The organism is Bacillus sp. FJAT-27231, assembly GCF_001183975.1.
Classification (GTDB): domain Bacteria; phylum Bacillota; class Bacilli; order Bacillales; family Domibacillaceae; genus Pseudobacillus; species Pseudobacillus wudalianchiensis.
This window is the reverse complement of the sequence record NZ_LFZU01000001.1, coordinates 1,737,632-1,762,358: the sequence shown is the minus strand read 5'-3', so window position 1 is coordinate 1,762,358 and position 24,727 is coordinate 1,737,632. Positions and strand designations below refer to the sequence as shown.

General features: G+C 40.5%; 27 protein-coding genes, 1 pseudogene and 2 riboswitches. Of the genes and pseudogenes, 13 read left to right on the top strand and 15 right to left on the bottom strand.

What is annotated here, in order from left to right; all coding sequences use genetic code 11:
* The first annotated feature begins 985 nt into the window (after nt 1–985).
* Entirely contained in the window at nt 986–1,630 is a 645-nt protein-coding gene (gene trhA / locus AC623_RS08275) for a PAQR family membrane homeostasis protein TrhA (protein WP_049662011.1), read from the top strand.
* A 513-nt stretch (nt 1,631–2,143) separates the two neighbouring features.
* On the opposite strand, the gene AC623_RS08270 is transcribed toward trhA, so the two are convergent.
* Complete coding sequence (locus tag AC623_RS08270; RefSeq protein ID WP_049662010.1) at nt 2,144–2,698, bottom strand: helix-turn-helix domain-containing protein; 555 nt, start codon at nt 2,696–2,698, stop codon at nt 2,144–2,146.
* Nucleotides 2,699–2,781: 83 nt separating this feature from the next.
* Between AC623_RS08270 and AC623_RS08265 the strand changes: the two genes are divergently transcribed.
* Together AC623_RS08265 and AC623_RS08260 are read left to right on the top strand one after the other, a co-directional pair.
* Nucleotides 2,782–3,489 carry an AzlC family ABC transporter permease gene (locus AC623_RS08265; RefSeq protein ID WP_049662009.1) on the top strand — a complete coding sequence of 236 codons (708 nt, stop codon included), beginning with the start codon at nt 2,782–2,784 and terminating at the stop codon, nt 3,487–3,489.
* Nucleotides 3,486–3,812 carry an AzlD domain-containing protein gene (locus tag AC623_RS08260; RefSeq protein ID WP_049662008.1) on the top strand — a complete coding sequence of 109 codons (327 nt, stop codon included), beginning with the start codon at nt 3,486–3,488 and terminating at the stop codon, nt 3,810–3,812. Before AC623_RS08265 ends, AC623_RS08260 begins: the two co-directional genes overlap by 4 nt.
* A gap of 332 nt (nt 3,813–4,144) precedes the next feature.
* Here AC623_RS08260 and AC623_RS08255 read toward each other — a convergent pair whose 3' ends face one another.
* The 3 genes from AC623_RS08255 to AC623_RS20995 form a co-directional block, all read right to left on the bottom strand.
* Nucleotides 4,145–5,533: an amino acid permease gene (locus AC623_RS08255; protein WP_049662007.1), complete on the bottom strand. Its 1,389-nt coding sequence runs from the start codon at nt 5,531–5,533 to the stop codon at nt 4,145–4,147.
* A 442-nt stretch (nt 5,534–5,975) separates the two neighbouring features.
* Nucleotides 5,976–6,035: riboswitch (glycine riboswitch) on the bottom strand.
* Between the two features lie 2 nt (nt 6,036–6,037).
* Nucleotides 6,038–6,139: riboswitch (glycine riboswitch) on the bottom strand.
* Nucleotides 6,140–6,469: 330 nt separating this feature from the next.
* Nucleotides 6,470–7,687, bottom strand: a complete 1,218-nt coding sequence (locus tag AC623_RS08250) for an MFS transporter (RefSeq protein WP_049662006.1) — start codon at nt 7,685–7,687, stop codon at nt 6,470–6,472.
* 217 nt (nt 7,688–7,904) lie between these two features.
* Nucleotides 7,905–8,048: a YrzI family small protein gene (locus AC623_RS20995; protein ID WP_077247440.1), complete on the bottom strand. Its 144-nt coding sequence runs from the start codon at nt 8,046–8,048 to the stop codon at nt 7,905–7,907.
* A gap of 370 nt (nt 8,049–8,418) precedes the next feature.
* On the opposite strand from AC623_RS20995, the gene AC623_RS22265 reads away from it, so the two are divergent.
* The 4 genes from AC623_RS22265 (at nt 8,419) to AC623_RS20990 (ending at nt 10,161) form a co-directional block, all read left to right on the top strand.
* A complete protein-coding gene (locus AC623_RS22265) occupies nt 8,419–8,700 on the top strand; it encodes a hypothetical protein (RefSeq protein ID WP_049662005.1) in 282 nt (93 codons plus the stop codon).
* A 73-nt stretch (nt 8,701–8,773) separates the two neighbouring features.
* Nucleotides 8,774–9,163 (top strand): hypothetical protein, encoded by a 390-nt coding sequence (locus tag AC623_RS08240; RefSeq protein ID WP_049662004.1) that lies wholly within the window; start codon nt 8,774–8,776, stop codon nt 9,161–9,163.
* 352 nt (nt 9,164–9,515) lie between these two features.
* Nucleotides 9,516–9,821 (top strand): CotD family spore coat protein, encoded by a 306-nt coding sequence (locus AC623_RS08235; protein ID WP_077247439.1) that lies wholly within the window; start codon nt 9,516–9,518, stop codon nt 9,819–9,821.
* Between the two features lie 214 nt (nt 9,822–10,035).
* Nucleotides 10,036–10,161, top strand: coding sequence for a YjcZ family sporulation protein (locus AC623_RS20990; RefSeq protein ID WP_077247438.1), 126 nt, complete (start codon nt 10,036–10,038; stop codon nt 10,159–10,161).
* Nucleotides 10,162–10,362: 201 nt separating this feature from the next.
* On the opposite strand, the gene AC623_RS08230 is transcribed toward AC623_RS20990, so the two are convergent.
* The 7 genes and pseudogenes from AC623_RS08230 to AC623_RS08200 all read right to left on the bottom strand — a co-directional run bounded on the left by AC623_RS08230 (nt 10,363) and on the right by AC623_RS08200 (nt 15,181).
* Nucleotides 10,363–10,737, bottom strand: a complete 375-nt coding sequence (locus tag AC623_RS08230) for a PH domain-containing protein (RefSeq protein ID WP_049662003.1) — start codon at nt 10,735–10,737, stop codon at nt 10,363–10,365.
* Nucleotides 10,738–10,771: 34 nt separating this feature from the next.
* Nucleotides 10,772–11,131, bottom strand: a complete 360-nt coding sequence (locus AC623_RS08225) for a helix-turn-helix transcriptional regulator (RefSeq protein WP_049662002.1) — start codon at nt 11,129–11,131, stop codon at nt 10,772–10,774.
* 152 nt (nt 11,132–11,283) lie between these two features.
* A pseudogene (locus tag AC623_RS08220) lies at nt 11,284–12,143 on the bottom strand (DUF421 domain-containing protein).
* 14 nt (nt 12,144–12,157) lie between these two features.
* On the bottom strand, nt 12,158–12,364 hold the full coding sequence (locus AC623_RS08215; RefSeq protein WP_049662001.1) for a DUF1657 domain-containing protein: 207 nt from the start codon (nt 12,362–12,364) through the stop codon (nt 12,158–12,160).
* A gap of 12 nt (nt 12,365–12,376) precedes the next feature.
* A complete protein-coding gene (gene spoVAD, locus AC623_RS08210) occupies nt 12,377–13,381 on the bottom strand; it encodes a stage V sporulation protein AD (protein WP_049662000.1) in 1,005 nt (334 codons plus the stop codon).
* 56 nt (nt 13,382–13,437) lie between these two features.
* Complete coding sequence (locus AC623_RS08205) at nt 13,438–13,644, bottom strand: DUF1657 domain-containing protein (protein ID WP_049661999.1); 207 nt, start codon at nt 13,642–13,644, stop codon at nt 13,438–13,440.
* Nucleotides 13,645–13,750: 106 nt separating this feature from the next.
* Entirely contained in the window at nt 13,751–15,181 is a 1,431-nt protein-coding gene (locus tag AC623_RS08200) for a phospholipase D family protein (protein ID WP_049661998.1), read from the bottom strand.
* Between the two features lie 185 nt (nt 15,182–15,366).
* On the opposite strand from AC623_RS08200, the gene AC623_RS08195 reads away from it, so the two are divergent.
* Entirely contained in the window at nt 15,367–16,539 is a 1,173-nt protein-coding gene (locus AC623_RS08195; protein WP_049661997.1) for an LL-diaminopimelate aminotransferase, read from the top strand.
* 40 nt (nt 16,540–16,579) lie between these two features.
* On the opposite strand, the gene AC623_RS08190 is transcribed toward AC623_RS08195, so the two are convergent.
* A complete protein-coding gene (locus AC623_RS08190) occupies nt 16,580–16,855 on the bottom strand; it encodes a YkvA family protein (protein WP_049661996.1) in 276 nt (91 codons plus the stop codon).
* 232 nt (nt 16,856–17,087) lie between these two features.
* Between AC623_RS08190 and AC623_RS08185 the strand changes: the two genes are divergently transcribed.
* Nucleotides 17,088–18,443 (top strand): TrkH family potassium uptake protein, encoded by a 1,356-nt coding sequence (locus AC623_RS08185; protein WP_049661995.1) that lies wholly within the window; start codon nt 17,088–17,090, stop codon nt 18,441–18,443.
* A gap of 40 nt (nt 18,444–18,483) precedes the next feature.
* Here the strand turns inward: AC623_RS08185 and AC623_RS08180 are convergent, their stop codons facing one another.
* Both AC623_RS08180 and AC623_RS08175 read right to left on the bottom strand, forming a co-directional pair.
* Nucleotides 18,484–19,173 carry an LrgB family protein gene (locus AC623_RS08180; protein WP_049661994.1) on the bottom strand — a complete coding sequence of 230 codons (690 nt, stop codon included), beginning with the start codon at nt 19,171–19,173 and terminating at the stop codon, nt 18,484–18,486.
* The gene (locus AC623_RS08175; protein WP_049661993.1) at nt 19,145–19,549 is read right to left on the bottom strand and encodes a CidA/LrgA family protein; all 405 of its coding nucleotides are present in this window, start codon (nt 19,547–19,549) and stop codon (nt 19,145–19,147) included. Before AC623_RS08175 ends, AC623_RS08180 begins: the two co-directional genes overlap by 29 nt.
* A 187-nt stretch (nt 19,550–19,736) precedes the next feature.
* On the opposite strand from AC623_RS08175, the gene AC623_RS08170 reads away from it, so the two are divergent.
* A complete protein-coding gene (locus tag AC623_RS08170) occupies nt 19,737–20,288 on the top strand; it encodes an SF0329 family protein (RefSeq protein WP_049661992.1) in 552 nt (183 codons plus the stop codon).
* A 153-nt stretch (nt 20,289–20,441) separates the two neighbouring features.
* Here the strand turns inward: AC623_RS08170 and bioB are convergent, their stop codons facing one another.
* A complete protein-coding gene (gene bioB / locus AC623_RS08165) occupies nt 20,442–21,443 on the bottom strand; it encodes a biotin synthase BioB (RefSeq protein WP_049661991.1) in 1,002 nt (333 codons plus the stop codon).
* Between the two features lie 234 nt (nt 21,444–21,677).
* Between bioB and yidC the strand changes: the two genes are divergently transcribed.
* The 3 genes from yidC (at nt 21,678) to AC623_RS08150 (ending at nt 24,459) form a co-directional block, all read left to right on the top strand.
* Nucleotides 21,678–22,436, top strand: a complete 759-nt coding sequence (gene yidC, locus AC623_RS08160) for a membrane protein insertase YidC (RefSeq protein WP_049661990.1) — start codon at nt 21,678–21,680, stop codon at nt 22,434–22,436.
* Between the two features lie 186 nt (nt 22,437–22,622).
* Nucleotides 22,623–23,297, top strand: a complete 675-nt coding sequence (locus tag AC623_RS08155) for a 5-bromo-4-chloroindolyl phosphate hydrolysis family protein (RefSeq protein WP_049661989.1) — start codon at nt 22,623–22,625, stop codon at nt 23,295–23,297.
* Nucleotides 23,278–24,459 carry a toxic anion resistance protein gene (locus tag AC623_RS08150; RefSeq protein WP_049661988.1) on the top strand — a complete coding sequence of 394 codons (1,182 nt, stop codon included), beginning with the start codon at nt 23,278–23,280 and terminating at the stop codon, nt 24,457–24,459. Before AC623_RS08155 ends, AC623_RS08150 begins: the two co-directional genes overlap by 20 nt.
* The last annotated feature ends 268 nt before the right edge of the window (nt 24,460–24,727 follow it).

Sequence of the window (24,727 nt, the reverse complement as noted above, 5' to 3'; positions counted from 1 at the left end):
CTTCAATATGATCAATTTGTTTAGCTGAAATATCGAGTCCTAACATACTGATGATTTCGCCATTTTCATTTTTAATCGGGATCATAATCGACATATACTTGCCGTACTGTTCATCATGAATAATATCTGTGTAACTATTTTTCCCTTGAAGCACTGGATTTACATCCTTCATAGGCATCGATAACTCTTCCCCTATTTCAGTAGAATACTGATCTCCTTTAGGCATCCCATCAATCAGCATTTCTAGCTTGCCATTCTTCACGGTAAAAGTATAAAGATACATGGCACCTATATGCTTCCTTACTTGATCTAATTTGCGGCGGATCTCCCAATAGTCGCCGCTTTCTGAAGGATTCAGCAAAAATTGCTCGTATTGCTCCAAATCTATAAACTTGGCAGCGTTTTCAGCTGATTGAATTCCTTGCGTACCAATCGTCTTCTCAACGGAAGAACTGGTGTTTATGTAGGCGATCGCCATAGTCGCAACAAATATAAAGAGCAACATTACCAGCATTGTTAAAGTTAATCGCTTTGCTATTGTCATCATTCCAGACCTCCCTTTCTTTTTCCCCTCATGTTCTGTTATCTCTTCTCCTCTATTAAGAGACTGCATACTGAATCCCAACACCTTCTATGCCATTCAGCATTAATTATTCATTTTTGCATAAAATTTACCATTTCTTTTTTAAAGCTTGCAATATGACAGAGTTTGAATGGAAGCGGCGGCATAACCCTTTTATGGGTCTTATTGGCATTCACTATGTGTAACGGAAATGTTCAGCTTCTGCTATGTAATAAAATTTGCAATTTATATGCCAACATTAAGGACTAATGAATCAATGGATCGCCCATATCTTTTAATTAAAAGGACTTACCGCCCCCTCCTTTAGTTCAGCGTACAGAAAGCCACTATAAGGTGAAAAATGATTCAGAGTAAACTTATATGGTACACTTACATTATCTTGTTTTAAAGGAGTGTTCTTCTATGGCTAACACACACACGTTCTCAAAAGGAGAGGAAATTGCTAATTCGATCACCCATGGAATTGGCGCTTTGCTCAGTATCGCCGCGCTCGTTCTGCTCATTGTTTATTCTTCTTTGTATGGAACGGTCTGGCATGTAGTGAGCTTTACTATTTTTGGCGCAACGATGCTTGTACTGTATGTATCCTCTACGCTCGTGCACAGCTTTCCAGCGGGCAGAGCCAAAAATTTATTCGAAATTTTCGACCACTCTTCTATCTATTTTTTTATTGCAGGAACGTATACACCCTTTTTATTTCTAGCTGTAAAGGGAACGCTTGGCTGGACATTGTTCGGGGTGATCTGGGGACTTGCTATATTTGGGACGGTTTTTAAATGTTTCTTTGTGAAAAGATTCTTAAATACTTCTACACTGCTTTACGTATTAATGGGGTGGCTGATCGTGTTTGCATGGGATACACTCGTTCAGAACCTTTCAGCTGGCAGCTTGGCCCTCTTAGTGACTGGAGGAATTTTATATACACTAGGTGCTATTTTTTATGTATGGCGAGGCTTTAAATACCATCATATGATCTGGCATTTGTTCGTTCTTGCTGGCAGTATCACTCACTTCTTCTCTGTATTCTATTTGCTTCCCTCCACTTAAAAAATCGCCATGATAGGCGATTTTTTAAGTTTCTTTTATTTTCTCTTCCGGCCGCTCTTTCATCGTGTCATAGTATTCAAGAAAACCCGGCTCTGTGTACTTTCTTAAATCTTCCGGAGATTGAATAGCATTTAATTGATCAAAGGGAACCTAAATTTCCTGTACGAGTGAACTTTCATAAGGATTTTTAGGTTTTTCCTGCAAAAATAAAGTAATTCCGCTATCTTCGCTTTTATCTATCGGTATTCCTTTGACTCGTTGAACAAACGAGTACATGTCATCATAATATTGTCCTACAGCATCTATAGAGCCTTTCACGCACAAATAAATGGCAATAAGCGCTTCCGCTTTTAAGGATTGGTAGTTAGGCTTCTCGGAAAACGTCCATTTCTTCTCTTGCTTCTTTAGAAAGAATCACAAATAAATAGTCATCATATGGACGGCAGTCCAACTCTCCCTTTTGGTTGTCATTCATTTCACAAGAGATATTAGCGGTCCATCCCTTTTCCTTATCTATTCCTCATAATAAATAACAACAAAAAAGGAATTTTTTTGATCCGTTGGGTTTTTATATACGTGCTCTTGATGGGCCTGAAAACTCAACGCCTCTCCTTCCGTTAACGTAAATTGTTGTCCTTGTATGTCAATTGTCAGTTCGCCCTGGCTTATTAAAATAAATTCTTCGCTATTTTTAGGATGAACATCTGAAAAGTGGACGCCGGCTGGTTCCATTTCCACACAATAGATTTCAAACTTTTTCTCTGGATGATAAGGAAACAGCGGATAAACTAAATAGTTCCCTTGATCATCGACTAGCGCTTTCAATTGTTCTTTTTTTACTTTCGTAATTTGGGTTGCTTCTTCTTTCATAAAAGCAGAAAAAGAGACGTTTAGCCCGTTCGCTATTTTCCAAAGGGTCGTCACCGTTGGATTTGTTTTTCCTCTTTCTATTTGTCCAAGCATTGCTTTGCTGACACCCGTTAGTTCAGCTGTTTTATCTAGGCTTAACCCTCTGCTTCTGCGAATGTCAAATAAGTTTTTTCCAATTAATTGCTGGAGAGAATCCATTATAGCCCTCCTGTTATAGGTGATTGATCATTATAACATACAAATGTATAATATCATAAACAACATAATAGGGGAGATACAGGATGGAAGCAATAGAAGGAGAAAGATTATCATTTAAAGATGGAGTAAAGGACTGCGTCCCTACACTTTTAGGGTACATAAGCATCGGATTTGCTGCCGGTATGATCGGCGTTGCTTCTGGGTTATCCGTTGTGGAAATTGCATTTATGTCGATTTTTGTTTATGCCGGTGCCGCTCAATTTATTATTTGCGGCATGTTAGCGGCCGGCAGCCCAGCATCAGCCATTATATTTACTACGTTCATCGTCAACTTGCGGCATTTTTTGTTAAGCGCTACATTAGCTCCGCATTTTTCTAAATATTCCATGCTAAAAAATGCAGGGATTGCCACACTCGTTACCGATGAATCATTTGGCGTTGCGGCTGGAAGAATTTTTAATCGTCAACCGATAAATGACCGCTGGATGAATGGATTGAATTTAGCCGCTTATACGACATGGATTGCTTCATGTGTTGTCGGTGCTCTGCTTGGCAAATGGGTAGCCGATCCAGAAAAATTCGGGCTGGATTTTGCTTTAACTGCTATGTTTATCGCTCTATTGGTTCTGCAGCTTGAAAGCATTAAAGCCTCAAAGTTGAAGCACTATTTACTGCTTATTTTCTTAATGGTTACGGCTATGTATATCTTTTCTGCTTTCGTTTCAGTTGATCTAGCGGTTATCTTTTCTACCGTCATCGTAGCAACTATCGGGGTGGTGACATCAAAATGAGTGTAAATGTAACCATTCTTCTTATCTTAGCTGGCTGTTCGATCGTTACGTGGATTCCCCGTGTTGCTCCTTTTCTCATTGTCCGGAATGTACAGCTGCCGGAGGCTGTGATGAAATGGCTCTCTTTCATCCCCGTCTGTATTTTAACGGCTTTGGTTGCGGGGAGTGTGATCGATAACGGAAATGGAACACTGCCAACCATTAACTGGCAGGTTTTGCTTGCCTTAATCCCTACTCTATTGATCGCTCTTTGGAAGAAAAGCCTTTTAATTACGGTCATTTTCGGCATTGTCATTATGGCAGTCTTAAGAAATTTTACATAGCTAGAAAAAGCAGATTCATTGAAGAATAGATCTTCATGAGCCTGCTTTTTTAGTTTATTTATAATGTATATGTTTTTACTTTTTGATGAGCCCCTTTCATCACTTCATCCCCTTCAATAGTTCGATCTGAAAATTGGTTCAAGTTACTTTGCACCTTCTGGACGATTACATTCACTTCTTCTGCAACCGTATCTATTTATAACAGATCCTTAAAATAAAAAAGAACAGACCAGGGCAGCGTAGCATTCTCTATCCTGGTCTGCTCTTTTACCTAAGAGGCTCCTTCTATATTTGCAGAGCCTTCCTTTTTGGTAAGTTTCGTCAGTTGCTTTTTAATTTTCTACGATATTTTCTTGGTTTACTGGATCTGCATGGTTTGCATCCATTTTTCTCATTTTATAGATGGCAATTAGTAAGATAAACCACACAGGAGTGATAAATAAAGCAACACGAGTGTCTTCCGCAAGTGCAAGTACAACAAGGACAAACGCCAAGAAAGCAAGGATCAAGTAATTAGCAAATGGATAAAGCGGCATTTTAAACTTGTTCGCTTTCACTAAGTCTGGTCTTGTTTTGCGGTACTTCAAATGACTAATAATGGTGATTCCCCAAATAAAGATGAAACATACGGTAGAAACACTTGTAATGAGTGTAAACACTCCTTCCGGCATAACATAGTTCAATACAACAGAAACCAAGATGATCACAGTCGAAAAGAACAAGGCATTAGAAGGTACTTTACGAGCATCCAGTTTGGCTAATGGTACAGGTGCATTTTTATCTTTTGCCAATGAATATACCATCCGGCTTGTACTAAAGATGGCGCTGTTACATGCTGAAGCCGCGGACGTTAGAACGACAAAATTGACAATACCAGCAGCTGCAGCGATACCAACTGCTACGAATACTTGCACGAATGGGCTTTCCGTTGGGACGATGTCGTTCCAAGGATAAACGCTCATAATGACGATAAGAGCACCAATATAGAAAATGATAATCCGAATAGGAATATTGTTAATCGCTTTTGGAATAACTCTCTCCGGATCTTCTGTTTCACCTGCTGTAAGACCTACAAGCTCGATACCAACGAATGCAAACACTACCATTTGGAATGAAAGAATAAAACCATTTATTCCATTCGGGAACAGGCCGCCGTGGCTCCATAAATTCGTAAAGCTAGCTGCTCCTGAAGGTGTAGAAAAGCCTTTAATAATCATCACAATACCAACGACAATTAAAGTTAAAATAGCAATGACTTTAATTAAAGCAAACCAAAATTCCATTTCACCAAATAGCTTTACAGTTGCAAGGTTCATAAATAGTAAAATGACGAGCGCAATTAATCCCGGCATCCACTGAGGCACAGAAGGGAACCAATATTGAGTGTAAAGACCAACGGCTGTCAGGTCAGCCATTGCAATAGAAATCCAACAGAACCAATAGGTCCAGCCAGTCATAAATGCTGCCATATTCCCTAAATAGTCTCTTACGAAGTCAACAAAAGAATGGTAATTCAAATTACTTAAAAGTAATTCCCCAAGTGCGCGCATGATTAAAAAGCAAATGGCGCCCGTAATCATATAAGCAAATAAGATCGATGGTCCTGCTAGATGAATAGATTTCCCTGCACCAAGAAATAATCCTGTTCCGATTGCCCCACCAATAGCGATGAGTTGTACGTGCCGGTTTTTCAGGCCTCTGGCCAAAGTTTGTTCCTGCATACGTTTTCCCTCTTTCCATTTTATGGGATATACTATTTTTTATTGATTTAAAATATTTCGACACTAAATTCGATATTTATAAATTAATATCCCAATAAAAGTTTAATATATAATTCGTTAATTCGAAAGAAAAAAGCGCTTACATTTTAAAAATAAATTATGTAACAGGACACGTGCACTCTTCAGTGGTAACTTTTGTCAATAAACATGTTCCTGTTCCGGTAATGGCGCCAAGTTCTATCATCATTGCATTCAAGGCTGCTAACTCTTTTTCAGGGCAGTATTATTTATTCTTGGGTGTTCAATCAATCTGGAAATAGAGTCATCCCCATCCCTTTCTCATAAGGATCGTTACGTGCTTATCCCTCCTCTTTTCTCCTTTCCTATTTCCATCTTTCCCCAATAAAAAAGGACAGAGAAAAATAGGAAATAACCCCATTTTTCTCTGTCCTTTGTACCTGAGAGTTTAACTCCTTTGGTGGCCTATGGCTCTCTCCAGAGATGCGTCCTATTGTAGTCCTTTTACCTGAGAGATTAGTACCCAACTTTTTGGTTTTGCTCCTTCGGTGCTAAATTATTTCATTTAGTCTCTCCCACAATATTCATCCGCTATTATGAATCTAATTTACATACTAATCTATAGTAAAGTTAATGTCAATTGAATATTCAGAATTCATTTATAAAAATACCCCACCATTCAACAGTTTTTTACATTCTATGACTTGTTTGCACTATGTAAAAAATTCTGCTCTATCACCTTCTTTCTACAAGCAACACTATGAGTCTATGAAGATAAAAGTTTTTCCGGTTTGATTTGTCTCTATATAATTACAAATAAAAAGCCGCCTTATAGCTGCTATGTAACAAGCAATCTATAAAGCGGTCCTTAAAATTAGGCTAATGATATTAAAATACAGGCTGTCTACACGCTCATTCCTATTTTCCCTGCATTTTTTGCAGCTTCTTGTCTCCTGGAAGCCAAAGAGCACTGATGCCGAGAACAGGAAGCAAACTTGAAAGAATCATCACAAATTTAATACTAAAGCTATCTGCCAAAACCCCAAAAACAACCGCACCAATGGCTCCCATGCCAAAAGCCAACCCAACGATTAAGCCGGAAGCCATCCCGATTTTGTTTGGGATTAGCTCCTGTGCGTATACAACCGCTACACTAAAACTTGACAGCAAGATAAAACCAATTAATAAAAAGAGTGGCAAAACGGCAACAAGAGGTACATACGGAAGAATAACGGCAAGCGGTGCCGCTCCCAACATCGAAAAAACGAGCAGGTTCTTGCGGCCAAACCGATCAGCAAGCGGACCGCCGAAAAACGTTCCAGCCACACCAGCAGCTAAATAGACGAATACGTATAACTGGGCTTGCTTAACAGATAGACCGTAATCTTGAATTAAATAAAATTGATAAAAGTTTGTAATAGCCGCTGCATACCAAGAACGGGCAAAAACAAAAAAGACCAACAGGATCATTGCCCACTTTACAGAGGAAGATAATTTGTTTTGACTGACCGTACCCTTTCTATTCTTTCTTGCCAATTGAAAAGCTAGCATTCGTTTATACCAGACAGAAACCTTTGTCAATAAGATCGCTCCACCTGCTGTAATGACTGCAAATAGCAATGCGCCTTTTTGGCCAAGCGGCACGAAGATGAAGGCTGTAAAGATCGGGGCCAGGGATTGCCCGCCATTCCCTCCCATTTGATAGATAGACTGGGCGAGCCCCCGCTTGCTTCCGGCTGCCATAAACGCAACCCTTGAACCTTCCGGATGAAAGACAGCGGAGCCTAAACCAATAAATAAAACAGCGAATAGTAAAAAGTAGAAGTTAGGTGACAGCCCAAAAACAATTACCCCTAACATAGATAACAGCATTCCGATCGGCAGCAAATACGGCTGTGGCTTCCGATCTGCTGCTGCCCCAAACACCGGCTGCATGACAGAAGATGTCATATTCAGCACGAAGGCAATCCATCCAAGCTGTGCATAAGACAAATGGAGAGAACTTTTAATAATGGGAAACATGGCGGGCACAACGGATTGGATAGAGTCATTAATAAAGTGTCCCGCGCTAATGGCAAACAAGATACTATAGGCTGTTGTCTTGTGCATGCTTGCTTGCTGTGCTGTATTTGGCATTTGTATCATTCCTATTCACAAAGTAGTATGTACTGATCATAACAAAAACCCCCGCAAAAAATTACAGAGCGGGGGCGAATCAGCGATTAGTGCGCTGCTTTATTTCTGGTCAGCTTTGCTAGGCAGAGTCCTTCAAAACAAATAGTGAATTCAATAATTTAACTTGGGCTGGCAATAAGAAAATCATCATGCATTCTCCTTCCGATTCGTCATTTTTTTAAAACAGGTTTCTCGCATTTTCTTGTTGTTTCATTTTCATTTGTTCATACATTTGTTCAACACGCTCGTCATGAAAATAATCTTCCACACTTTTTTTGCGTCTTTTAATGGTGATAATGACAAATATTAAGTTGATCGTCATCTGGTCTCACCTCCCTTCAAAAAGCATCGTTATGCTCCTGCCTCTTGGAAGTTAATGTGAAAGCTGACCAGTTCATGAACGCGCGGCTGATAAACACATTAAATCTACGTTGTTAATTATATCCATAATAAAAGTTAAAAAACAAGATTTTTTTGAAATTTATGAAAGAATCTTGCTTTTTTGGCACCTCTTTCCTCTCATGAAAAGTGAAAGAAACCTGAAATCATCCCTCTCTAAAAAGCTTTCTTGTACACCTTGGTTTTTAGAAAGATGATGGGCCATCACCCATTCCGCTAAAAAACAAGCTCCTTTTCTAAGTCATAAACATAGCATGCAATTGATAGTAGTTTTTAAGAAAGAAGGTGGAAAAATGAACACAGATCAGCGATTCAGACCTTTCTACGGTGGGTTTAGAAGGCCGTTTTACGGAGGATTTGGCAGACCGTTTTTCGGCGGGTTCGGAAGGCCGTTTTATGGAGGATTTGGCAGACCGTTTTATGGCGGGTTTGGCGGGTTTGGAGGTCCATTTTTAGGAGGCTTAGCGGGTGGATTATTAGGCAGTGCACTGTTTAATCCGTATGGATTTGGAGGATATGGCGGATTCGGATACGGTGGATATGGCGGATATGGCGGATATGGTGGATATTATTAGGTTTTTTCTTCATAAAAGACGCTAGCAGTATGTAAAAGCTGAGGTTTAAAAAAAGAAAGAGTGGGTGGCAGATATGAATCAAGATCAAAATATGTGGCAAGATCAAAATGCAAGACAAGATGAACACATAGAACAAGAGTATAGCATGTGGCAAGATCCATATGCGGTTCCTGATATGAGAGATTGCATGCCTCATTGCAACGAACCTATGCCTATGACTATGCCTATGACAATGCCTATGACAATGCCTATGATGTATCCTGAATACACTCAAATGATGCCGATGGGTGGAATGGAAAGCTATCACCACCACCATCATCATCATTATCATCATTACATGGAATATCCGCATGTCACTCAACAGCAGGCTGTGCTTATTACACAGCCACCGATGATGCCTTATGCTATGCACCATAAGCCACATCATCATAAAAAGCACCATAAAAAACATCATAAAAATTAACCATAAACTTAGGTTTCATTTAGAGACTAGAACGAAGAGAGGACAGCAAGCTGTCCTCTTTTTCGCTTTTATTTAACCGCAGAGACTTATCAGGCTGTTGACAAAGGCTCGCTTTCTCCGTTGTTCTCCTGCCTGAGGTACTCATGGCCCTTATGGTCATTCCGCTCCTCGCCAAGTTTCGCGTCTCAAAAGCGAACGTTTTTAAATAAGTCTGGTCACGTATAAAGTAGACTTTGCCTACAAGCTCTTATATCTATCTTTTTTGAAATAAATGGGTATACAACCCGTACGTAACTGTTCGATTGCCATACACTATTAGTGTCATACACTATAACAAAAGGAGGTCGCTGAAATGTTTAATAGACGTTGGGGTGGCTACGGAGCATGCCCTCCGCATCTTTGTCCGCCACAAGCATTTCCTGCTCAGTATGATCCGCCGTTGGTGTCACCAACACAACAATTTGTCAAAACTAATGTAATCAATACGGTCGTGCCACACATTCATCCTTCTCATACTACTACTGTTAACAAGCACATGATTAACCATGAGCATTATTTTCCGCATACTGAATCTGTTGTAAATGAGTGCTGTGAGCAGCACATGATGTGTGGAATGCCAGTTAACCCTTGTTGTCCCCCAGGACCTTTTGGATTTTAAAACGTTTGAATGATTTGAGAATTTCTCTCTAAAATATAATGGCTCTTGCCAGGAATACGCGCCTGGCAGTCCTTTCTTCACATGAAGATAAGGGAACGATGATGTTTCAAAGAAAATCCCGTTTATTGGGCTTTTCCCCTGGTACATTTACCTAACCCTTCTTTGAAACTTTTCATATGATATATTGTTCCTTTGATTAGGAGGTGAAAATAATATGGGCTATGGATGCTATGGAGGATACGGATATGGTAGTACGTTTGCTTTGATTGTTGTATTGTTCATTCTCTTAATTATCATCGGTGCTTGCTTTGTTGGCGGCTATGGCGGTTATGGCTGCTAGTGGCCGTCTGCTTCTTGTCCGTCTCTCTCATTAACTAGGCACCTCAATATATTTTGACAATGAAAATCTACACTTCTTTTCCTATTCATAAAAACAAGTATTTGCTACGCAGCTATACACATCACATAAATAGGAAACGAAAAATAGGCTGGGGAGCTTTCCAAAGAAGTTCCCCCTTTTCTTTACTTATATATCCGTGATTTACAATACATAAGCAGCAAGCGTTTTTTGTACATCAAATATGCTGTCATCTTTTCTAAACTGCTTAGCGATTGGATTTTCTGTGCCGGCTATCCAAATGAGCAGCTCTGCTTCCAAATCAAAGGTGCCAGCCGTCTGTACGCTGAAATGAGTAATGCTGCGATAAGGGATAGAATGATATTCAATTCTCTTTCCTGTCACACCCTGTTTGTCAATCATAATTAAGCGTCTATTGCTAAATACAATCAAGTCTCTTAAAATTTGAAAAGCCTTTTCAATCTGTTCACCATCAAAGAGAATTTTCTCAAGTGTTTTTTCAACTTTCTCAATATCCGCTTCTGTCGCATTCCCGATTAACCCATCAAATAATCCCATGGTATCCCTCTTTTCTCTCTGCTGCTCTTGATTGTTAATAAACGTCCTCCAATGCTTTCCTTAACAACCCCATGCTGCGGTCAAGATCTGTTTTTACTTGTTTTTTATAGAGCTTTGCTTTTTCATAGTCAGCAAATTGATAAATGACGACTTCTTTATATTTTGCACCTTCTTGCAATTTCTTTTGTCTTTTTAAAATACCGTCATCAATCAGTTCATGAAGAGATCTGTAAATCTCTGAATGGTTTGGTTCATAGCCGAACTGCTTAAACGTCATTTTCAATTCGTCCATTGCCTGCATTCCATATAGCTTATTTTCTTCTACAAATCGAATCATAAAAAGCTTTAAAAAGGCTCTTTGCTTAATTAGGAACTTCCCTTCACCTCTTGGCAAACTCTTCACTCCTTTGCCTTCTCATTTACTTTTATTACTGGATTGCCTTTATTTTAGCAGACTTATGCTTTAAGAACCAATAATTATTCATTTTTTGAATTTTGCACACAATGAAACAACAAAAATCGAATTACAGGCTCTAAAAATAACCTTTAATTCGATAAATAAGGCTGCGTCTGTTGAATCAATTTCCGAATGTCTGTTGCGTTTTGTTCATACATTTTTTTCGTTTTTTTGCAGTCTGTCGCTAAAGCAAAAGCTTCCATATCCGCTGCAAACTTTTTTAAATTTGCCAATAGTAAAGACGTTCCTGGGGAAAAGGCGGCTGAAGCTGATCATTAAATAGGTCAAGGTACAGTTCCCCATAGGAGTTGACTTGCCCTAAAAACACATTTTCTATCGTGACTCCTGCTGCCTCTAATTCTCCATTTAACCATTCTTTTGTTTTCCCGCTCTTAGAAAGAGAGTCTACCAACAAACGACCGTCCATGATAATCGTGTAAGGCTCTTTCTCGTTTATCGGCAGCATTTGCAAATCGCTTCTAGTTAATGGGCGTTTATCTTTTTTCAAAAGAGCATTTAAGCTGCCATCTTGTTCTAAAACGGCATATTCCACATCAGCAAGGAAAAAAATACCTTTTTTTCGCAATAGCGCAAGCAATTCATCCGTCGTATACTTCTCTTTCTTTAAATTGTCCTCAAGAATTTTCCCATCTTTAATAAATACGGTGCTTTGTCCTTCTATTGTCCTCCGAGCCGACTTGCTCTTCATCGCAATGTAGTCGGCTAACCAAGGGATAAATCCCCAGACTGCAATGGCTATCAGAGCATCCGCGATGGAACGTTCCCTCGCTAAAGAAGCTTCAGCGACAATACTGCCGATCGTAATGCCGGCGATATATTCAAAAAAAGATAATTGAGCAATTTGCCGTTTGCCGATGACTTTCGTAATGATAAATAAAATAGTCAAAAAGGATACAGACCGAATCGTTACTTCTAGCCACTGAGTCACTTGATCACCTCTGACTAAGACCCTCTATATTGTGGTTCTTCATTTTCCAGCTCGAAAATTCTATTGTTCATTCGTTCGATAATTTCCTGCATCGTCAGCATACTTTCGTGAAATAGCCGCTTCGCTTCCGGGTCGCTTGATAGTAAAGCAAGCCTAGAGAAAACAGCCTCTGCCTGCTTTAATCCAGCTGTACATGTTTTGACATCTGATGCAACGGTCATAGCTCTCTCCCTTTACTGATTAGATTCAATCGCCACAGCATGAGCGATACAAGGAATAGATTCCTGCTGCTGAAAGGAAAGCGGGGATAATAAGGCTCCGGTCGCCACTAGCAAGATTCTTTTCAATTCTCCTTTTTTAAGACGGTTTAATAAATGGCCGTATCCTACAACAGCTGAACAGCCGGCGCCGCTCGCCCCTGCAAAAACTGGCTGACTGTCTTTATAAATCATCAAACCGCAGTCTTGAAACTGACTATCGCTTATTCCGATACCCCTTTTCTTTAAAAGCTCAAGTGCAATATTTCGGCCAATCGACCCGAGATCACCTGTGACAATTAAATCATAATAGGAAGGATCAAGATTTAAGGAAATTAAATGATCAATAATCGTATCAACCGCAGCTGGCGCCATCGCTCCCCCCATATTAAACGGATCCGTCAGCCCCATGTCAATCACTCTTCCGATCGTCGCAGACAAAATATAGGGGCCTTCGCCTTGTTGAGCTACAATCGCTGCCCCGGCACCCGTGACCGTCCATTGAGCCGTTGGCGGTTTTTGTCCTCCATATTCAGTCGGATATCGGAATTGCTTTTCAACAGCAGCATTGTGGCTGGATGCGCCGGTTAAAACGAAATTCGCCTTCTTACTGTCAATTAAAAGCGAACTAAGCGCCAGCCCTTCCATTGAAGTAGAACAAGCACCAAACAACCCGAGATACGGTACTGCAAGCGTTCGGGCGGTAAAGCTTGTCGGAGTAATTTGATTAATTAAATCCCCAGCGAAGAAATATTCAATGTCCTGCTTTTTTAACCTTGCCTTTTCAACAGCTCGCATAGTGGCCTCTTCCATCAGCTTTCTATGGGCTTTTTCATAGGTTTCTTGTCCTATCCACAGATCATCATGCAAAACATCGAAATCATCAGCTAGCTGTCCGTTGCTTTCAAATGGGCCTCCGACTACTCCAGTAGATATAATAACCGGTTTGTTTTCAAAAACCCATGTTCGTTGTTTTTCCACACTTTCACCTCCAATATCTCTATTCTGTTTGTGAATTTTGCACAATTTGTTATTTATTAAATGTTTTTGTATTGCGGTTCTTCGTTTTCTACTTCCGTTACACGCGGCTGAAGCGCATCAACGACCGCCTGTGTTTGTTGAGCTGCTGTTTGAAACAACTGCTTAGCCTGTTGGTTCTGAGTCGCTAAAGCAAATCCTTCTAGACTTGCCTGTGCGCTTTTTAACCCTGCCATTGTTTTTTTCAAATCGCTGATAACTGTCATGTTATATTCCTCCCTGTTAATAAAGTCTCTTATTATCATGGTTGTTTTCAAAAAAAAATATTTTAACAATTTTTTCAAGAAAAAAAGCATGCGATCGGCATGCTTTTTAAAAAGTCGTTAAATGCAAGAGTTTTTGGATAGTATAAATCACTCTTTTGATTCCTGCTGTTTTTTCATAATGCTCTTCATAGTTCGTCGTATATTCTGCTCCTTCGTTCTGCCATAACCGCTCAAAATAATGCTCTGTTTCTTCTATAGCCTTCGCTGAACGAGGACCCGTTATTTTTACATCTGTTTCTAAATTAAAATTATTTAAATTCCTTGATGTGTAGTTAGCCGAACCGCTAATAATCGTACCGCTGCTCTTTTTCTTTATATAAATCATTTTCGTATGGAATTGTTCGGGTTCTGGCGCAAACCAGCGGATATTAATCTTGCCATGTGAATCCTCCAGTAACTCTTCACTCATCGGAATATTGGGCAATCCTGTTTTCTTCTTGCCGAATGAGTTTTTGTTTGTATCTAAAATCATGTTCACCTTGACTCCTCGGTTCGCCGCGTCCGTCAAGGCATCCACCATATCACGGTCAGCTAAGTAAAACATCGCCAGCCAGATTTCTTCCCCTTTTTCAGCCTTTATTATTTCCTGCTTTACCGCTTTAGCAATTTTCCCTTCTGTTAATAATTGAACGTTCATGTCTCCTTTTCCTGTCTTCTGATTGACCGGCTGTGGAAAAGGAATGTTCCGGCGTGTATCAGCAGCCGCTTTTTCCGAGACGAGCAAATCGTTCATTAATGCGCCCTTCACTTCGAAAGCCGTGTTGGCAAAATAAGCGCTCTCATCATGAGGATTACTTGACGTAACAAGTGTTGTTTTCTCTGTGGCAATCGTTTTTCGGTGATTCGCTTTTATATTGAACAGCTTTAAATAAGAACGCACTGTCATATCCGGAGCCGTTTCCACAAGCCCATTTGGCAGCCAGCCCTTTCCTTTATCTCCAAACCACTGAAAAAACATGCGCCAGACCGCACTATAGATCGGCGTGGAATCACGCAGCGGCTTAGTGTCCGTTACAATTACTTTGATGCCATTCTTCTTCATTTCTTCGAATTCGGGGTTCTTGTGAGAATTATAGGACGTATTGACCTCATCAGAAATAAGAATGATGTCCATATGTGGATTAGCCTGTTTTTTCTTTATAAGAGCTTCTGTGATCTTTTCGGTTATGTTAGGGAACTCTTTATTTTTCTCGTGATAGGAATTAAAGAGAAAAAAATCTAACACGATAAATTGATCTGCTTCATTAATAATCTCTTGTGTTCTTTTAAATATTTGTTCAGTAAAAACTTTCTCCTTGCCTACTTTCCCAGACACATTATAGTAAAAGTCTACCTGATCTGCTCCGACTTGATAAACTGGACTTTCATAAGATATATGTTCTGGAAGCGGCTTGTACACATGAAACAGCATAGTAATGAGATAAACACTTAAAAGAATGATGATAAGAAGCCGCTTCTTCGTTAATTTTTTGTCCATGACTTTCCTCCCTCTCTTGCCTAGAGGACTATTCCCGCTTTCTGGAGAAAGGAAACTGGCAAGCAAGCCCAGCTCTATCAGCTAAGCTGTTATCTGCTGTTGTGGAAAAATTTAAAATTAATCTGTAATTCTGTATGCTACAATAATAACTAAAGATTGATTCATACTACAGGGGGGAGTTCATCTTGGGGTTTTATTTTGCAAAACGGATGGACAAATTCGGTCCATCCATTTTTAGTGAGTTAAAAGCGTTCAAATTAAAGCAAGAAGCAGAAGGAAAAGAGCTCATCGATTTAAGTTTAGGCAGTCCGGATCTTCCTCCGGCTGATGTCATCCGCCAACAGCTCTCTGCTTATGCGGCGGAGCCTTCCCAATACGGGTACACTTTGTCAGGCACAAAAGCTTTTTATGAAGCGGCAGCCCGCTATTACGATCGTGTATATGGTGTCTCGTTAGATCCACAGTTAGAACTTGTTCATGCTATGGGCTCTCAGGAAGGTCTTGTTCATTTACCGCTCGTGTTCGCTGATCCCGGCGATATTGTCCTTGTCACGGACCCTGGATACACCGCTTATGAAACCGGCCTAGCGGTAGCAGGAGCAGAACCTTTTTATATGCCGTTACTGAAAGAAAATCGGTTTCTTCCTGACTTAACAGCGATTCCAGACGAAATTGCCAGCAAAGCGAAGCTCATGATTTTAAATTATCCCGGTAATCCAGTTGCTGGTGAAGCAGATGAAGCGTTTTTTAAAGAGGCCATTGCTTTTGCGAAGCAGCATGAGATTGTTATCCTTCACGATGCGGCTTACTCGGAATTTTATTTTGATGATAAGAAGCCACTCAGCTTTTTGGCCGTTCCTGGGGCAAAAGAGGTTGGCATCGAAATTAATTCACTTTCTAAAAGCTTTAGTCTTGCCGGTGCTCGTATTGCTTATATCGCTGGAAACAAGGAGATCATCGCCGCTATTACCCAATTAAAGTCTAACCTTGACTATGGGGTGTTCGCGCCGATTCAAGCGGCAGCTATTGCAGCATTTGATCATGCGGAAGAGATCAGCCAGCATGTTCGAAACGTGTTCCAGCGGCGCCGGGACGTGCTAGTCAATGAATTGAGCCAGATCGGCTGGAATGTGGATCGCCCATCAGGCGGCATGTTTATTTGGGCTGAAATTCCGGCGGGCTGGACTTCTAAAGAGTTTGCCTTTTATTGCATTGAAAAAGCCGGGGTTGTGATGGTGCCTGGAGCAGCGTTCGGCGCTTCCGGAGAAGGATACGTACGCATCGCACTCGTTCAGCCCGAAGAAGAATTGCTGAAAGCAGCAAGAAGATTACAAACTGTGTTTTCAACCATTTCCTAATCAATAGCCCTATAGCTGTATCTTAGCTATAGGGCTATTTTCAAATCATTTTATGTTTCTCTTTTAGTGAATCAGGTGCCATGTTAACGATCTGCTGCAAAACAAACGTGAAAATGGCCAGATCATCTATCAAGCCGAAGACAGCAATGAAATCGGGGATTAAGTCAAGCGGCAATAAAAAATAACCGATGATTAGCCCGATGGAAAGAACCTTGCTAAAGGCCGCTACTTCCCGGCTTAAAAAGAAATCTTTTAAGAATGGGATCGACCGTCTAAACGTAAAAACGAACTTTATCCGTTTCCAAATTTTCTTCATCTCTTTCCTCCTTTTCTATGACTGTCTATTTATACGTTTTTTTTTTTCATTAGTTTCATTTTTTGTCGAAAAATAAATCATTTCCCCGATAATTATTTATATTTTAGAAGAAGTTTTTTCTTTTCACGAAAGGATTTTAATTTAGCGTCCTTTTCTACTATAATAGGGAATATGTTTTCATGAAGCTAGAACCGGATAGAGATTATATCGGGAAAATTGAGAGGTAGATGTTATGAAAGATCCTGGGAAAATAAAAGCACTAAAGTTATCCACTTTTCAATTAATCGTCATGCTGTATTTCACCGGTGCATTGTTTTCCACCGGCTTATTGCTGCTGCCTATCGCTCATAAGCCCGGAAACGATATTTCTGTTATAGACGCTGCATTCGTTGCGGTCAGCGCGCTAAGTGTGACAGGATTATCCCCTGTTTCTATTGTCGATACATTCAATACAGTCGGCTATTTTTTTATTTTGTGTATTTTACAGGTGGGCGGCGTAGGCATCATGACATTGAGTTCAATCATCTGGATTTTATTTGGAAAGCGGATTGGGATGCGTGAACGCCAACTGATCATGGCCGATCAGAACCGAACAGATTTAGCGGGGCTTGTTAGGCTGATGATTGAAATATTTTTATTAATTCTTGGAATTGAGGCGGTCGGCGCCCTTATTTTGAGCACGTACTTTCTTCAATATTATCCAACCGTCCAAGAAGCTTTTTTACATGGCGTGTTTGCTTCCATCAGCGCCACAACAAACGGTGGATTTGATATTACCGGAAACTCATTAATCGTTTTTGCTAATGATTACTTTGTCCAATTTATTAACATGATCTTGATTGTGCTTGGGGCAATCGGTTTTCCTGTGTTAGTGGAAATTAAAGATTATTTAACTTACAGAGGACCGGTTAGATTTCAGTTTTCCTTATTTACAAAATTGACAACGACTGTGTATGCCATCTTGGCCGTAGTCGGGACAGTGCTTATCTTTTTACTTGATCGCCACCACTTTTTCGTAAATAAGACATGGCACGAATCTTTCTTCTACTCTGCCTTTCAGTCTATCGCCGCCCGCAGTGCCGGGTTAACGTCTGTCGATTTAAATGAATTTTCAACTGCTACCTTGCTGCTTATCTCCACCCTGATGTTTATCGGGGCTTCGCCAAGCAGTGTGGGAGGCGGGTTAAGGACAACGACTTTTGCGATTGCCATCTTAAGTGTTTATTTTTACGCGCGCGGAAAGAATACGATTAAAATTTTCAACAGAGAGGTTCACCCCGTTGACGTGCAGCGCGCCTTCGTCGTCATCACAACAGGCTTCTTCATTTGGGGTGGTTCAATTATTTTCCTTTCATTTTTAGAACCGGCATTACCCACGGTGAAAATCATCTTTGAGGTCTCATCCGCTTTCGGAACGACCGGTTCGTCGCTTGGCATTACAAGTGATTTAAGCACCTCCGCCAAGATATTGCTCATGACGTTAATGTTCATCGGAAGAATTGGAGTCTTCTCCTTGCTCTTTATTGTTCGCGGAAAAGAAATTAAGGACAGCTATAACTTCCCGAAGGAACGTATTCTAATTGGATAATTCTTCACCGAAAAGACGCCGGGTTAAAAACGGCGTCTTTTTACTTTAATAGTGGAAAAAACCATGGCAGGATAGCCGATGTAAGAATAGCTGCAAACCCCATAGCCGCGCCAGATACAGCCCCTTGCAGACTCCCTTCATTTACGATTTGAGCTGTTCCGATTCCATGAGCTGCCGTACCCATTGACAACCCGCGTGAAAAAGGGTCTGTCACTTTCATTGCCGTTAACAGCCAAGGCCCAAACATCGCTCCAAACATTCCCGCTACCATTACAAAGATAGCCGAGAGCGCTGGATCTCCGCCGATTATACGAGCTACTTCAACCGCTACAGGTGTTGTAACGGACTTCACGGCGGCAGAAGCAGCCGTCGTTGTCGTTAAATGAAACGCCTTCGTCAGCCAGACAGCGGAAGCGATAGTGGCCACAGTTCCCGCTATCATCCCCAAAAAAGCAGGCACAGCCTTTTGCCATAATACATCCCGGTTACGATAAAGCGGAACAGCAAGTGCTACTGTGGCAGGTCCAAGCAAATATGTCATAATCTCTTTTGCGGGCGTATATTCTTCATAAGAGATCCCACTGCCGACTAAGACAAAAATAATGGCGGCGGTGCTTAAAAATACAGGCGTTGTAAGCGGTGATGGAAAACGGACGGCAAGGACGCGGGCAAGCATGTAAATTCCGAGAGTTAAGACAATACTAAATAGAGTGACGACGCTCACCGGCATCCTCTCCTTTTTCTTTCTGAATTTGTCTAGCTGATAAAAATTGAGACACTCCTCCTGTGAGCGCCATCCCGATGATAGAGCTGCCAAATAAGATAACAGCAAGAGCTAAGCCGCTTTCTTTTAAAAGAGAGGTATACGTCATGAGCCCGACAGCAATCGGCACGAAGAAAAAAGCGAGATGCTTATTCAAAAATAAAGCCCCTTTTTCCACCCAATTTATTTTTACGATGTTAAAAGATAATAATAGAAATAAAATGATCATCCCTAACACATTGCCAGGTACCGGCAGATGAAAAGATTCTGAGAGGAGCTGGCCCAGCTGGTAAATCAGCCACAAAAAAGCTAATTGCGCAATAAACAGACAACCGTTTCTCATAGATTCATCCTTTCCCCCGCTATATCGTTATCGTGTATTTATATATAATAGTAACATTAAATGAAACGACGGTTCTACGCTGGATGGAAAAGTAAAACAACTTTCTTCTGGCAGGAAATTCAGTTATGTAGAAGCATTCTCAGAAATGCCTGATCAAAATGAATAGATAACAGGAGTAAAAAATCATATGCGTTGGACAAAAACAAAAGCATTACTCGAACATCTACTATGCGAAAAGCTTAAAAAGCGCTTAAACATCTATACAACGAGTTATAATGCTGTTCTTGGAGAACAAAGGCGGATTTGGATCACATTCGATCAAAAAGAAGTATTCCAGGCTTCGTCGGCCCAGTTTTTAATGGAGCACGACAAGCTTTGGAAAGAAATAAGACAAAAAACAAACAAACCGTTTCCCGACTGCTTGTATGAATGTTTTCCGGAATTCACCGGTAACGTGCATGACATGGATTATTCCATATTTATTTTAGAGCAGCGAAATATTTTTAACGTTGAACATGTGTACGATGCATTCGTTCAGTATCCTCATTTTTCAATTGGAGAAGCGATCCGTTCTGATAATGTCGTGATACAAGCTTTAGCGATGATTGACAAAAGACTAGGTAAAAGAAGGTTAATACACTTGAAATTTGATCCGGACACTCATCCATTCGTGACAACGTTCTATCGAATCAGATGTGAAGCAGAAGGCCTACCCCTTTCTCATTCTTTATTAAATTAAATAAAAAGCTAGATGCACGGCGAAAAACGCTTGGACGGACTTTCCAAACGTTTTTCAAAGTATACTAGATGCTTATAGCCGGTTGGATTACGATCATTACACGTTACTGCCTGGTCCTGAATAGCTTAGCAATACGAGCAGAGATGTTTTATCTTATATAACTGGCTGTTCCTCTTGGGCAGACGCAAACTCTACTTCAAAGCCCATTTCTTCAATCATTTTATGATCAGCTGTTGTTTCCTGTCCAGCAGTCGTTAAGTAATCTCCGACAAAAATAGAGTTCGCAGGATAAAGCCCCAGTGGCTGGAGTGATCCTAAATTTACTTCCCGGCCGCCTGATATCCGGATTTCTTTTGTCGGATTAATAAAACGAAACAGACACAACACTTTCAAACAGTAACGAGGATTTAACTCATCTGTCCCTTCAAGCGGCGTACCATCAATCGCATGTAAAAAGTTCACCGGAATCGAGTCCGCATCAAGCGCACGAAGGCTGCGTGCCATGGATACAACATCCTCTTTTTGCTCCTTCATGCCAATAATGACACCCGAACAAGGAGAAATACCGGATTCCTTTACTGTGTTCACCGTTTGTACCCTGTCATCGTATGTATGAGTTGTTGTAATTTGTTCATGATGGCCAGCTGATGTATTAAGGTTGTGATTATAGCGATCCACCCCTGCTTCTTTCAGCTTAGCGGCTTGTTCTGGTTTTAATAGTCCTAGGCAAGCACATACTTTCAACTGATATTTCTCTTTAATTTCCTTTACCGCTTCGGTTACACGCTCTACCTCTTTATTACTTGGACCGCGTCCGCTTGCGACGATGCAATAGGTGCCAGCTTGTAATTCATACGCACGTTTGGCCCCTTCTAAGATAGATTCTTTGTCCATCATTTTGTACTTTTCAATCGGCGCCGTTGAACGAATAGATTGGGAACAATAACCACAGTTTTCCGGACACAATCCCGATTTCGTATTAATGATCATATTTAATTTCACTTTATTGCCATAATAATGGCTTCTCACTTTATAAGCAGCCTGTAATAGATCGAGAAGCTCCTCATCCGGGCTATTCAAGACGGCCAGCGCCTGTTCATCTGTTAACTCTTTCCCCTCCAACACTTGCTCTGCTAATTGATGCCACTTTGTCATTGCTCTCTCCCCCTCTTTTATCTTCATCCTCTTTAAGGATAAAAGATAAGCACTTTTTAAGTCAACTATTTACATTAAAAAGTTGACTTAAAATCAATTCCCTGCGATTAAAAATAATAGCCTTCTCCCTATATACATCATTTGAACTGATAGGCAATTTAAGGTATACTCATTTTAGTTTTTATATAGAAACAGTTTCATTGCCACTGAATGGCTTATAGGGGGAACTATCCATTGAAAAAAACATCCATATTGTTATCTTCGTTGCTTGGCGCCAGCCTTTTTCTAAGCGGATGCCAGGCCGCCCAAGAGGAAGGACACTTCTTTCATGATTATCTCGTCCGGCCTTTTGTTGAATTGATTCACTCGCTGGGTGAGCTTCTCGGAAGCTATGGTTTTGCTATTATTGTTATTACGCTTGCTGTCCGCTTGATCTTAATGCCATTAATGCTGAACACAATGAAGAAACAGCAAGCTATGAAAGAGAAGATGGAGGTTGTCAAACCGGAAATGGATAAAATCCAAAAACGGTTAAAAGCAGCCAAAAATCCAGAAGAGCAGCGGAAAATCCAACAGGAAATGATGGCTCTTTATCAACAGCATAATATTAATCCGTTCGCTATGGGCTGTCTGCCGATTTTCTTGCAAATGCCAATCTGGATGGGCTTATATTATGCGATCCGAACATCAGATGATATTCGTCATGCCGGCTTTCTCTGGTTCAAACTCGGCCACCCAGATATCGGAATGGCGATCATCGCCGGCATTATGTACTTTATCCAATTCCGGGTATCACTCATGAACATGCCGGAACAGCAGCAGCAGCAAATGAAAATTGTCGGCATGCTTTCACCTGTTATGATTCTTGTATTTTCCTTTTCCGCTCCGGCAGCCCTTCCACTGTACTGGGGAGTGAGCGGCCTGTTCCTAATCGGACAAACGTGGTTAAGCAAAAAGCTCTATCCTTCCAAGACACCAAGTGAAGGAAAATAAAAAAAACGAAACAGACCTTTCCTCGGTCTGTTTCGTTTTTTTACTTTTTAATTGACTTTTCAGCTCTTTTTTTTAATAGTAAGGGTACAGCTAAAACCATGATATTTTTGATAAAATTTATAGAATCCTGAAACTTTTTGACAGATCATGCGTATTAAAGGGAAAATCATAACTGGAGTGAATACGATGAAAAATCCATTGCTTTTTATCCTTCGCGCATTGGTCACCATTCCCGCAGTGATCATTTGCTCGCTGCTCCTTATAAATCAGCTCGGGCTTTCCCCCTTGCTAGCAGTTGTTCTAGCTGTTGTGATTGGAGCTGGTATTTATTTCGGGTTAGGAAAGTATGCAGACGCGCGTTTATATAAAAAATACGGACTAACAAGAAAAGAATACAATTTTATTCTTACAAATATGAAAGAAGCGAAGCAAAAGCTAAGCCGGCTAAAAAGTGTGTTTGTCCGTATACGCAGCATTAGTTCTTTAAAGCAAATGATCGAACTAAACCGCCTCGTGCGCAGAATTTTCTCCATCGTCAAAAAAGAGCCGAAACGTTTTTATGAAGCAGAATCCTTTTTTTACTCTCACCTCGACTCTGTCGTAGAGCTTGCAGAGAAGTACGCTTGGTTAAATTCGCAAAAACTAAAAGATGCATCCGTTAAACAGTCCTTGCTAGAAACGAAAGAAACCTTGAGTGATTTAACGAAAACATTAGAAAAAGATTTGCATAAAGTATTGGCAAAAGACATTGAACATTTAACATTTGAACTTGATGTGGCCAAGCAGTCATTGGATAAGCGCAGACTGCCAGAGGTCTTCGAGAAAGGAGATAAAAACCATTATGACAACAGAAAACGATAAACGCCCTTCTTTATTAAAAGAGGATCCAGCCGGACTTGATGACTTGCTTTCCTCCCCGTTTGGCGAAAGCTTAATGGAGCAAAGCCCTGCACCTTCTTTTCAAGAACAGGCGGCGCCAAAAAAACTAATCGATGTCCTTCCTGAAGAACATCGGCTGAAAGCTCAGGAACTAGCCAAACAAATCGATCCGGCCAATCATCAGGCGGTTATCAGCTATGGTACAGCCGCTCAGGCGAAGCTTTCGGGCTTTTCTCACTCTATGCTTGACCACGTACAGCAAAAAGACATCGGAACGATTGGTGATATTTTAAGCGATTTAATGAAAAAGCTGCAGGAAGTCAATCCGGATGAATTAAGCCCCGAGAAAAAGAATATGTTCAGCCGCTTGTTTAATAAAGTATCTGGTTCTATTCAAGAAATCATGTCGAAATACCAAAAAGTCGGTACTCAAATTGACCGGATTAGCGTAAAATTGGATCACTCTAAAAAAATTCTTTTGGAAGATATTCAAATGCTTGAGCAATTATATGAGAAGAACAAAGAATATTTCCAAGCCTTAAATATTTTTATCGCCGCCGGTGAGTTAAAACTTGAGGAGCTGGAGCAGGAAACAATCCCTGCCCTGCGCCGGAAAGCTGAACAGTCCGGTGATCAAATGGACTTTCAAGATGTAAACGATATGATGCAATTTGCCGATCGTCTTGAAAAAAGACTGCATGATTTAAAACTAAGCCGGCAGATTACGATTCAAAGCGCTCCACAAATTCGTCTAATCCAAAACATGAACCAGGCATTAGCCGAAAAAATCCAATCTTCCATCTTAACAGCGATTCCTTTATGGAAGAATCAAGTAGCCATTGCTCTTACACTCGTTCGACAAAGAAAAGCGATGGAGTCGCAAAAGCAAGTCTCTCAAACAACGAATGATCTATTGCTAAAAAATGCGGAAATGCTAAAAACAAACACCATTGAAACGGCAAAAGAAAACGAGCGCGGGCTGGTGGACATTGATACCTTAAAGAAGACACAGGCCAATTTAATTTCTACACTAGAAGAAACATTGCGCATCCAGCAGGAAGGCCGCGCTAAACGCAGACAAGCGGAGCAAGAACTGTCCTCGATGGAGAATGAACTGAAGCAAAAATTGTTAAACTTAAAATAGTTTTTACGCTGCTCTAAATTTAAAAAGCAACCTCCCGTCAAAAAATTAACCCGCATGACACCATGCGGGTTTTTGTTATGCAAAAAAGAAAACTTCCAACTTTCCTATATAGCAGCTTTGCCTGATCCGTTTTCTAATACCCTATACAAACATTATACAAATCATCCAGCCTTTTATTTTTCACTGTTTTTCTAAAATAATATTTTATAATTATCTCTTTAAATATTACGTATGAATTATTCTATAAAAATAAAAAAAGGAGGTAACT

What these genes read in the sequence shown, in the direction of transcription:
- AC623_RS08215 (WP_049662001.1), bottom strand. Translation starts at nt 12,364, where the DNA reads ATGACCGTTGCATCAGATGTCAAAACATGTACAGCTGGATTAAAGCAG.
- AC623_RS08230 (WP_049662003.1), bottom strand. Translation starts at nt 10,737, where the DNA reads ATGGGATTATTTGATGGGTTAATCGGGAATGCGACAGAAGCGGATATT.
- AC623_RS08255 (WP_049662007.1), bottom strand. Translation starts at nt 5,533, where the DNA reads ATGCAGGAACAAACTTTGGCCAGAGGCCTGAAAAACCGGCACGTACAA.
- AC623_RS08265 (WP_049662009.1), top strand. Translation starts at nt 2,782, where the DNA reads ATGGAAGCAATAGAAGGAGAAAGATTATCATTTAAAGATGGAGTAAAG.
- AC623_RS08235 (WP_077247439.1), top strand. Translation starts at nt 9,516, where the DNA reads ATGTTTAATAGACGTTGGGGTGGCTACGGAGCATGCCCTCCGCATCTT.
- AC623_RS20990 (WP_077247438.1), top strand. Translation starts at nt 10,036, where the DNA reads ATGGGCTATGGATGCTATGGAGGATACGGATATGGTAGTACGTTTGCT.
- AC623_RS08185 (WP_049661995.1), top strand. Translation starts at nt 17,088, where the DNA reads ATGAAAGATCCTGGGAAAATAAAAGCACTAAAGTTATCCACTTTTCAA.
- trhA (WP_049662011.1), top strand. Translation starts at nt 986, where the DNA reads ATGGCTAACACACACACGTTCTCAAAAGGAGAGGAAATTGCTAATTCG.
- AC623_RS08190 (WP_049661996.1), bottom strand. Translation starts at nt 16,855, where the DNA reads ATGAAGAAAATTTGGAAACGGATAAAGTTCGTTTTTACGTTTAGACGG.
- AC623_RS08205 (WP_049661999.1), bottom strand. Translation starts at nt 13,644, where the DNA reads ATGACAGTTATCAGCGATTTGAAAAAAACAATGGCAGGGTTAAAAAGC.
- bioB (WP_049661991.1), bottom strand. Translation starts at nt 21,443, where the DNA reads ATGACAAAGTGGCATCAATTAGCAGAGCAAGTGTTGGAGGGGAAAGAG.
- AC623_RS08240 (WP_049662004.1), top strand. Translation starts at nt 8,774, where the DNA reads ATGAATCAAGATCAAAATATGTGGCAAGATCAAAATGCAAGACAAGAT.
- AC623_RS22265 (WP_049662005.1), top strand. Translation starts at nt 8,419, where the DNA reads ATGAACACAGATCAGCGATTCAGACCTTTCTACGGTGGGTTTAGAAGG.
- AC623_RS08170 (WP_049661992.1), top strand. Translation starts at nt 19,737, where the DNA reads ATGCGTTGGACAAAAACAAAAGCATTACTCGAACATCTACTATGCGAA.
- AC623_RS08155 (WP_049661989.1), top strand. Translation starts at nt 22,623, where the DNA reads ATGAAAAATCCATTGCTTTTTATCCTTCGCGCATTGGTCACCATTCCC.
- AC623_RS08150 (WP_049661988.1), top strand. Translation starts at nt 23,278, where the DNA reads ATGACAACAGAAAACGATAAACGCCCTTCTTTATTAAAAGAGGATCCA.
- AC623_RS08260 (WP_049662008.1), top strand. Translation starts at nt 3,486, where the DNA reads ATGAGTGTAAATGTAACCATTCTTCTTATCTTAGCTGGCTGTTCGATC.
- AC623_RS08270 (WP_049662010.1), bottom strand. Translation starts at nt 2,698, where the DNA reads ATGGATTCTCTCCAGCAATTAATTGGAAAAAACTTATTTGACATTCGC.
- AC623_RS20995 (WP_077247440.1), bottom strand. Translation starts at nt 8,048, where the DNA reads ATGACGATCAACTTAATATTTGTCATTATCACCATTAAAAGACGCAAA.
- AC623_RS08180 (WP_049661994.1), bottom strand. Translation starts at nt 19,173, where the DNA reads ATGCCGGTGAGCGTCGTCACTCTATTTAGTATTGTCTTAACTCTCGGA.
- AC623_RS08250 (WP_049662006.1), bottom strand. Translation starts at nt 7,687, where the DNA reads ATGCCAAATACAGCACAGCAAGCAAGCATGCACAAGACAACAGCCTAT.
- AC623_RS08175 (WP_049661993.1), bottom strand. Translation starts at nt 19,549, where the DNA reads ATGAGAAACGGTTGTCTGTTTATTGCGCAATTAGCTTTTTTGTGGCTG.
- AC623_RS08200 (WP_049661998.1), bottom strand. Translation starts at nt 15,181, where the DNA reads ATGGACAAAAAATTAACGAAGAAGCGGCTTCTTATCATCATTCTTTTA.